Genomic DNA, 8,540 nt, shown 5'->3' with positions numbered 1-8,540 from the left:
TGGAATTCTTGGAATTCTTGGAATTCTTGGAATTCTTGGAATTCTTGGAATTCTTGGAATTTATCGCGGTGCCATCGCGGTAAATTTTATCGTGCTTTTCGTATCTTTAAACACAAATTTTACCGCCAGCCGGCTTAGAGCTTCGCCGTATGTGCCAGATTAATTCTATATTTGCAATAATGGCGAATTGGCAGTATGGCCCCAAATTTCGTGCTTACCAGCTAAAATTTTGTCATTTGCTGAAATGCTGAAAATGTGAAGTTAAATGCTAAAAAAACGCAAAATTCCCGCATAAATGGCGCGCAAGCTAGACGAAAGTGCTAGGCAAGCAAAGCGGTGCAAGAACTCGCAAAGCTCAAAATTTTACTCGCTAGCGTAAATTTAAATATACTTTAACGAATAGAAGTGTAAAATACGCCTCAAATTTCAACGATCAAGGGTTTTTATGCTAAAAGACATCTTCCTTTTCGGCGGTTTAATTTCTTACGACCACACTTTTATCTACCTTTTTTACTTCTTTTTGGTCGTCGCTATCATCGTAGCCGTCGCGCTTTGTTCCACTCGCTCGCTTCAGCTTGTACCCCACGGCATGCAAAACATCGCCGAAGCCTACTTAAGCGGCGTGCTAACGATCGGTAAGGACGCGATGGGTAGCGAGGAACAAGCCAAAAAATATCTTCCGCTAATCGCAACATTGGGATTTGTGATATTTTTTAGTAACGTTATCGGCTTGGTGCCGGGCTTTGAGTCGCCGAGCGCGAGTCTAAATTTAACCCTTTCGCTTACGCTTTGCGTTTGGTTGTATTACCATTTTGAGGGCGTTCGCGAGCATGGCGTGATCAACTATCTAAAGCACTTTATGGGGCCGGTGAAAATCCTAGCTCCGTTTATGTTCGTCATAGAGATCGTCTCGCATTTTTCGCGCGTCGTATCGCTTTCGTTCCGACTTTTTGGAAACATCAAAGGCGACGATACCTTCCTGCTCGTTATGCTTACTCTCGCTCCTGCGCTAATACCGATGGTGCCGTTCGCGCTGCTTACTTTTATGGCGATTTTACAGACTTTTATTTTCATGGTTTTAAGCTACGTTTATCTAGCGGGCGCCGTGATCGTCGATGAGCATTAATTTTAAGCGAAATTTCTTATACTTCCTCGTGGGTGCGTCGTTCGGATTGATCTTCGTCGGCGCATTCGTCTTTTTTGCCTATCCGTCATTTTATTTTTTGGGGTTAAAATTCCTCTTCATCTGCACCGCTCCGGGCGTGATTTGCGTCATCATCACCTGCTTGATGGTCGATGTTTTCGATCTGAAAGAAAAGCTCCTTAGCGGCGGCGAGTAAAAATCTATCCGATTAAATTTTAAAATTTAGCCGCGCCGCGCGCCGCTACAAGCGAGTATTAAAGCAAAAAATTGTAAAATTACGCGAAATTTTTATTCTAAAAGGTTAAGTTTATGTTTGAAACCGTGATCGGCCTGGAGGTACACTGCCAGCTAAATACCAAAACCAAAATTTTTTGCTCCTGCCCCACGAGCTTCGGCGATGAGGCGAATTCGCACGTCTGCCCGACCTGCTTGGCGCTTCCGGGCGCTCTTCCCGTGCTAAACGAGGAGGCGGTTAAAAAAGCCATCAGCTTCGGCACCGCCGTCAATGCGACGATCAATCGCAAGTCGGTATTCGACCGCAAAAACTACTTCTATCCCGACCTTCCCAAGGCGTATCAAATTTCGCAGTGGACGATCCCGATCGTCGAGCACGGCGAGCTTTTTATAGCTGCGGAGGGACAGAGCAAGCGCATCGGCATCACGCGCGCGCACCTGGAGGAGGACGCGGGCAAAAATAATCACGAAAGCTCGCGCAGCCTAGTCGATCTAAACCGCGCCGGCACGCCGCTTTTGGAGATCGTAAGCGAGCCTGATATGCGCTCTGCGGATGAGGCGGTCGCGTATCTAAAAAAACTCCATAGCATTTTGCGTTTTTTAAATATCAGCGACGCGAACATGCAAGAAGGCTCGTTTCGCTGCGACGTAAACGTCAGCATCCGCCCGCAAGGCGAGCAAAAGCTCTACACGCGCGTGGAGATTAAAAATTTAAACTCCTTTAAATTTATCCAAAAGGCGATCGAGTTTGAGATCGAGCGTCAGATCGAAGCGTGGCAGGACGGCAAATATGAGCAAGAGGTCGTACAAGAAACCCGCCTTTTTGACACCGCTAAGTTCATCACCAAGCCGATGCGTAGTAAAGAAGACAGCGCCGAGTACCGCTATTTCCCCGATCCCGACCTGCTAACCGTGATCGTGGATGACGAGATGCTGGCTGCTGCGCGGCAGATCCCCGAGCTGCCGGATCAAAAAAAAGTACGCTATGTCCGCGAGCTGGGCGTTAAAGAGAAGGACGCCGAGATCATAATCTCGACCTACGAAAACGCGCGATTTTTTGAGGATCTGATCGCCGCGGGGCACGAGCCGAAGCTCTGCGTCAGCTGGCTTACCGTCGAGCTTGCGGGCAGGCTTAAAAATGGCGTTACGATCGAGGACTCGCCCGTAGGTAGCGCGAAGATGAATGAGCTTTTAAGCGCGATCGAAGGCGGCGCAGTGTCGCAAAAGGCCGCTAAAGAGGTGCTTGATTATCTAATGGAGCACGACGAGGCCGTAAGCTCGGTCATCGACAAGTTAGGCTTGAGGCAGGTAAGCGACGACGGCGCGATTTTGGAGATCATAGCGCGCGTGATGAGCGAAAACGAGGACAAGGTCGCAGACTATCGCGGCGGCAAGGACAAGCTATTCGGCTTCTTCGTAGGCCAAGTGATGAAAGAGGGCAAGGGCGCGTTTAATCCTGCGAAGGTGAACGAGCTTTTGAAACAGAAACTGGGCTGATTTCGCAGCTTTTGCGGCGGCAAAAGGCGAATTAAAGGCGGGGTGCGATGCATGCAATAGATGAAGCCCTTAGGGATAAAATTTTAAATCCGCTCGCAGCGTTTTGCTTCAAGCTAAAGCTTTCAGGCGCCAATGACGAAGGCTTTTGTGTGTTATATTATAATTTCATTCGGTGCGATCTCGGCGGCTATCCGCTCTCCTCGCGCACGTTTTGTTCTTTTGAGCTCGTTTTTTCTCGTGTGGATCGTTTGCGCGAGTGTCGGTCTGCGACGGAGTGGTTTAAGAAGGCACCAGTTAAAAAATTTTATTTACGGCTACCATCAAAGCGCGGTAAAGCTCGCAGGGAATACGTAAAATTACTCTGCTTGAGGAAGCAAGAACGGAAGCTCGGGGTGCGGCAGGTAGGGTCGAATACGCAGGGTCGAATTTGAGCGGCGAGTCGATGTGCAGGCTCAATTTAATCAATCGCTGCGTCGGATGTGTGTGCTGCAAACTTTACGCCAAACGATAACGTGGCGAGCGACCGCAAGATCATCTGGGCTCAAAGCACGCTTTGATAGATTTAAGCGGATTTAAAAGCGCGATTTGCGATCGGGCGTTTGATTAAAATTTTTAAAAATTTGATTTGCTTCGGCGATACACGAGTGAAATTTAAAACGTATAATGGAGTTTCAAAATCCTCATTCGTTCACTGCCGCGCCTTTTGTGAAAGTGTTTTTTGGCGGAAGAGCAAAATCTTAAAAGTATGAAATTTTAGCGAGGTAAATTTTAAAAAAGCGAAGTTTTTGCTGAGTAAATTTCAAAAGCGCAAAATTTTAATGAGACGAAATTTTGACGAGATGAAATTTCAAAAAGCGAATTTTAAAGCGTGGCTTCGGCTAGCGTTTGCACAGGCTCATGTCGGCGCTTTTGGGCTAAATTTTCAAAGAGTGGGAATTTCAAGAGAATGAAATTTGAAAAACCGCAAATTTGCGAATAAATTTTTAAAAAGGAACATAATGAAAATCGCGGTTATCGGCGCGGGCAAATGGGGTAGCGCACTTTTTGACGCGCTTAGCGCAAAAAACGAATGCGTCATCACTTCGCGCACGCCAAGACAAATTCCGCATTTTGTAAGCGTGAGCGAAGCGCTGGAATGCGAAGCACTGGTGTTTGTGCTCGCAGCGCAGCAAACCGCGCAGTGGCTGGATCAAAATTTCACCTACAAAAATCAAAAAATTCTAGTCGCTTCCAAGGGCATTGACGTGGCTAGCGGCAGGTTTTTGAACGAAATTTTTGAAGCGTATGTTGCACGCGGCAATCTTGCTTATCTATCAGGTCCGTCGTTTGCCACCGAAGTCATGCAGAAGCTGCCTTGCGCGCTCGTCGTAAGCTCGTGTAACGAAAATCTAGCTGAACTTTTCGCAAGCGCCTTCCCTGCCTACATCAAGACCTACACTAGTGGCGATATCATTGGCGCAGAGGTGTGCGGCGCGTATAAAAACGTCATCGCCATCGCTAGCGGCGTTTGCGATGGGCTCGAGCTCGGAAATAACGCTAGAGCGAGCTTGATCGCACGCGGCATCGTAGAGATCGCGCGCTTTGGCAAGTTTTTCGGTGCCCGAGACGAGACTTTTTTAGGCTTAAGTGGTGTGGGTGATTTGTTTTTGACCGCCTCGAGTGTGCTATCGCGAAACTACCGCGTGGGGTTAGGACTTGCGCGCGGCAAAGGGCTCGAAGAAATTCTGCGCGAGTTGGGCGAGGTCGCCGAGGGTGTAGCTACGACCGAAGCGGTCGTAAATATCGCGGCAAAGCACAAGATCTACGCTCCGATCGCTACCGAGGTCGCGCAAATTCTGCGTGGCAAGGACGTAAGAGCGAGCCTGAAGGATCTGCTGCGCAAAAATAGCCGTGCGACGGAATTTACTCGCTAAATTTTAGCGGTAAATTCGGCCTGCATAGTTTTGATTTATCCGCTATGTTTGTGAAATTTAGTTGCTGGTTTGCGGATTTTGGTCGTTGTTTGTTTGGTTCTGCTTATGCGGCTTTGCCCAATAATTTTATGGGCTTGATTTTCGCCTTGCGGCTTCGCGCATCTGATACGACGCAAAATCGCAGCAAAAGGGCGCTTGTATATGATGTGGCGTAGCGGCTCTGATTTAAAATTTCGTTTTAAGCTTGAGTGCGAAATTTTAAAGCGAGGTCGTAAAATTTTAAAACATTTAAGATGAGTCGCAGGTGGTTGACGGCCGAGGGTGGAACGGACTGCCCGTCTGCGACCGGGTAGATCAAAATTTTTGATGTGTCAGATTTAAAAATTAAGGCGTAGTATTTTTTCTTTAGACGAGGTGGAAATGAGCCGAATAAAGGAGCGCAATCGTGGGCTTTGGATGGAATTCGCGGTAAAATGAGGTGGAAAGGCATAAATTTTGAAAATATTTAAGACAGATGATGTGTAGTTTCGATAAATTTTTAGTGCTTGCAAAGGAGTGGACTATTCGTCCGCGACTGCGGCGAGTTAAAATTTTACAGAATGTCGGTGTATTATAAATTTTAATACAGGAGCCAAGGCGAAGGATCGCGAGATGGATTTAAGGGTTGCGACGTAAAAATTTAGCAAAGATAAGGTATATGGCCTATCAAGCTAAATTTTTACTAGCTCCGTTAAAGACGCTCGCGAGGCAAGCCGCAAAGATAAAAGAGGAGAAGATGGAAAAATACGAAGGCTACAATCTCAGGCTACGCGACGCTCTCGTCGGCGTGCAGTTTTTATTCGTCGCGTTTGGCGCGCTCGTGCTGGTGCCGATCTTAACGGGGCTTGATACGTCCGTGGCGCTGTTTACGGCGGGCATCGGCACGCTGCTGTTTCAGCTCATCACGCGCAAACACGTCCCGCCGATCTTTCTCGCATCCAGTTTTGCGTTCATCGCGCCGCTTAGCTTTGGCGTCAAGGAGTGGGGCATTGCCGCGACGATGAGCGGAGTGATCGCGGCGGGGCTATTTTACGTGGTTCTAAGCCTGCTCATTAGGCTCAAAGGCGAGGGGTTTTTGCATAAAATTTTACCGCCCGTGGTCGTCGGCCCCGTCATCATGACGATCGGCCTCATCCTCTCGCCCGCAGCCGTAAATATGGTCATGGGCAAGGGCAAGGAGGCGCTTTATACGCAGGGGCAGTCGCTTACCATCGCGCTCATCTCGCTCTCGGCGGTTATCGTCGTTATGATGTTTGGCCGCGGCATGCTGCGCCTCGTGCCGATACTTTGCGGCATCGCGGTAGGATACTGCGCGTCGCTATTTATCGGCATCGTGGATTTTACGCCGATTTTGTCCGCGCCGTGGTTTGTGCTGCCGCATTTCACCGCGCCGGTTTTTAAGCTCGAAGCCGTGATCTACATGGTGCCTATCGCCATCGCGCCCGCGATCGAGCACATCGGCGATATGCTTGCGATCAGCAACGTCACGAAGGAAAATTTCCTAAAAAATCCGGGGCTTAAAAGCACGCTGCTGGGCGACGGACTCGCGACATCGCTAGCAGGCTGCTTTGGCGGCCCGCCAAACACCACCTACTCCGAGGTTACGGGCGCAGTTAGCATCACAAAGGCCTACAATCCCGCCATCATGACTTTTGCCGCGCTTACGGCGATACTGCTAGCTTTCGTGGGCAAGCTCGGCGCCGCGCTCTCCACGATCCCCGCTCCCGTTATCGGCGGTATTATGTTGCTGCTTTTCGGTATCATCGCGAGCGTGGGCATGGAGACTCTGATCAAAAACGGCGTGGATCTAGCCGAGCCGCGCAATATGATCATCGTCGCGCTCATCTTCGTCTGCGCGATCGGCGGCATGGTGCTGGACTTTGGCGCTATGAGCTTTAGCGGCGTGGGACTTGGCGCGCTTATCGGCATTACGCTAAATTTGGTGCTGCCAAAGACCAAGCATTTTGACGGGTACTAAGTGAAATTTGCACGGAGCTTGAGTCGTTTCGCGCGGTTGCGGGTAAATTTGAGCTAAAATTTCGGCGTCAAATTTACCCGCAGCTTTCGCCGCCAAATTTACTGCGTCCTAAATTTTAAAATTTCCCCTGCAAACGCTCGCAAATTTCTAACGTTTTAAACTAGCAAGATATATAATTGCCTTATGAAAAAGGCAGATAATTTAAGCAGGTTTGATAAAAAGGCGCTAAAGCTGCTATTTGCGGTACTTTTTGTGCCGCTCTTCGTCTCGCTCGTTTTTATCTATGAGCTATCGGTGTATGACCGCTCGCGCGAGCTGCCCGCGGACGCGCAAAAGATCGGCAGAAGCGATTATTACGACATCGGCGGCAAAATTTATCTACGCTCTTGGAATCTCGCTCCCTACGAGCTAGAGGGCGGCGCGGACGCGGCGAGCTTTCGCGCGCTTGATACCGGCAGATACTCCTACACAAACGTCGGCATGGACGCTAGTAGCGTATTTTGCGGCGCTCGCAAGATGTCGGGACTCGATCCCGCCCGCACACAAAAGATCGGCGCGCGATACTACAGCGACGGGCGCGTGAGTTATTTCTGCTCGGACGTCACGCAGCGCACGGGCGGCGCGATAAGCTACATTTACAAGGTGTTTTTTCACGCCTTCGGGCTCTCTAAATGGCCGCAGGAGTACAACTACCCCTACGCGAGGCTGGATACTAGCGCGCCCATCTCGCCTCTGACCGAGAGCCCTTACGTCGCCACCGACGGCGAGCGGGTATTTTACGAGGGTAAAATTTTAGCGGGTGCCGACGCAAAAAATCTAAAACAGATAAGGTTAAAAATCATACACGAAGACGGCTCCGGCTCGCCCGCGCACTTTCGCCCGGTCGATCGGTGGCTAAGCGACGGACGCAGCGTCTATGCGGACGGCGAGAGGCTAAATTTCACGCCTAGCGAGCAGATGTATCTCGTGGAGCCAAACTCGGGCATAGAGTTTCTTTTTGATCCCGCTACGGGCGCGGTGCTGATGAACGGCGAGAGGTTTGAGGCTACAAACGAGCCCTATACGCCGCTAAATTTTCAGAGCGGGCATCAAGAATACATGCTGTTTGCGAGCAAAAACGGCATATTTTATCTAAGCAAGGATAAAATTTTAAATCGCCCGCGCGGTAGCGGCATCGAGGGCTGGATAAAAGACGCGCTTTGGTACGTTTATTATAAATTTGGCGGGGAGGGCGGTAAGCTAAGCGCACTAAAAAGGGCGGGAGATAATCCGTTTAAAGGCGACGTGCGGCAGATCTCGGAAAGGCTTTTGAAGGACGACGCGGGATTTTATTATCTAAATTTTTACTCGCATAGCGTTTACGTCACGGGCCGCAGCGGCAGGCATCTGGATAAGCGGACGAATTTCATCGATCTGCGAAAGATCACGCTGGATGTGCATGATGATGAGGTGATGGCGCAGATCGCGGACGAGGCGGCGCGAAACCCCGAGATGTCGCAGCAGGTCTTTAGCGCGCAGGACGTGGAGTATGAAAACGGCGCGGCCTTTTATATGTATTGCCTCGCGGCGGTTTTATTGCTCGGAGTCTGGATTTATGGCTACCTTAGAAAACGCAGTTTGCGGCGCGGTTAAATTTAGCGGTGCGGCGGAAGGTAAATTTAGAGCGAGACGAAAATACCGACGTCGTGTTATCCAGCGCACCCTTGGCTACAGAAGGTAAATTTTAAGAGTGGGA

7 protein-coding genes are annotated in these 8,540 nt (G+C 49.7%); all 7 read left to right on the top strand.

Annotated features, from left to right (window positions below; genetic code table 11):
- Positions 1–445: 445 nt before the first annotated feature.
- On the top strand, positions 446–1,126 hold the full coding sequence (locus tag Q0614_RS06025) for a F0F1 ATP synthase subunit A (protein ID WP_291937725.1): 681 nt from the start codon (positions 446–448) through the stop codon (positions 1,124–1,126).
- Positions 1,116–1,340, top strand: coding sequence for a hypothetical protein (locus Q0614_RS06020; RefSeq protein WP_297896069.1), 225 nt, complete (start codon positions 1,116–1,118; stop codon positions 1,338–1,340). The genes Q0614_RS06025 and Q0614_RS06020 overlap by 11 nt, the downstream gene beginning before the upstream one ends.
- Before the next feature lie 113 nt (positions 1,341–1,453).
- Positions 1,454–2,875 (top strand): Asp-tRNA(Asn)/Glu-tRNA(Gln) amidotransferase subunit GatB, encoded by a 1,422-nt coding sequence (gatB, locus tag Q0614_RS06015; protein WP_298787255.1) that lies wholly within the window; start codon positions 1,454–1,456, stop codon positions 2,873–2,875.
- Between the two features lie 785 nt (positions 2,876–3,660).
- Complete coding sequence (locus Q0614_RS06010; RefSeq protein ID WP_298787253.1) at positions 3,661–3,825, top strand: hypothetical protein; 165 nt, start codon at positions 3,661–3,663, stop codon at positions 3,823–3,825.
- Between the two features lie 45 nt (positions 3,826–3,870).
- Entirely contained in the window at positions 3,871–4,788 is a 918-nt protein-coding gene (locus Q0614_RS06005) for an NAD(P)H-dependent glycerol-3-phosphate dehydrogenase (protein ID WP_298787258.1), read from the top strand.
- 775 nt (positions 4,789–5,563) lie between these two features.
- Entirely contained in the window at positions 5,564–6,805 is a 1,242-nt protein-coding gene (locus Q0614_RS06000) for a uracil-xanthine permease family protein (protein WP_298787256.1), read from the top strand.
- 183 nt (positions 6,806–6,988) lie between these two features.
- Positions 6,989–8,437, top strand: coding sequence for a DKNYY domain-containing protein (locus Q0614_RS05995; RefSeq protein ID WP_298787251.1), 1,449 nt, complete (start codon positions 6,989–6,991; stop codon positions 8,435–8,437).
- The last annotated feature ends 103 nt before the right edge of the window (positions 8,438–8,540 follow it).

Source organism: uncultured Campylobacter sp. (genome assembly GCF_937997595.1).
Classification (GTDB): domain Bacteria; phylum Campylobacterota; class Campylobacteria; order Campylobacterales; family Campylobacteraceae; genus Campylobacter_B.
This window is presented reverse-complemented; position numbering and strand designations above follow the sequence as displayed.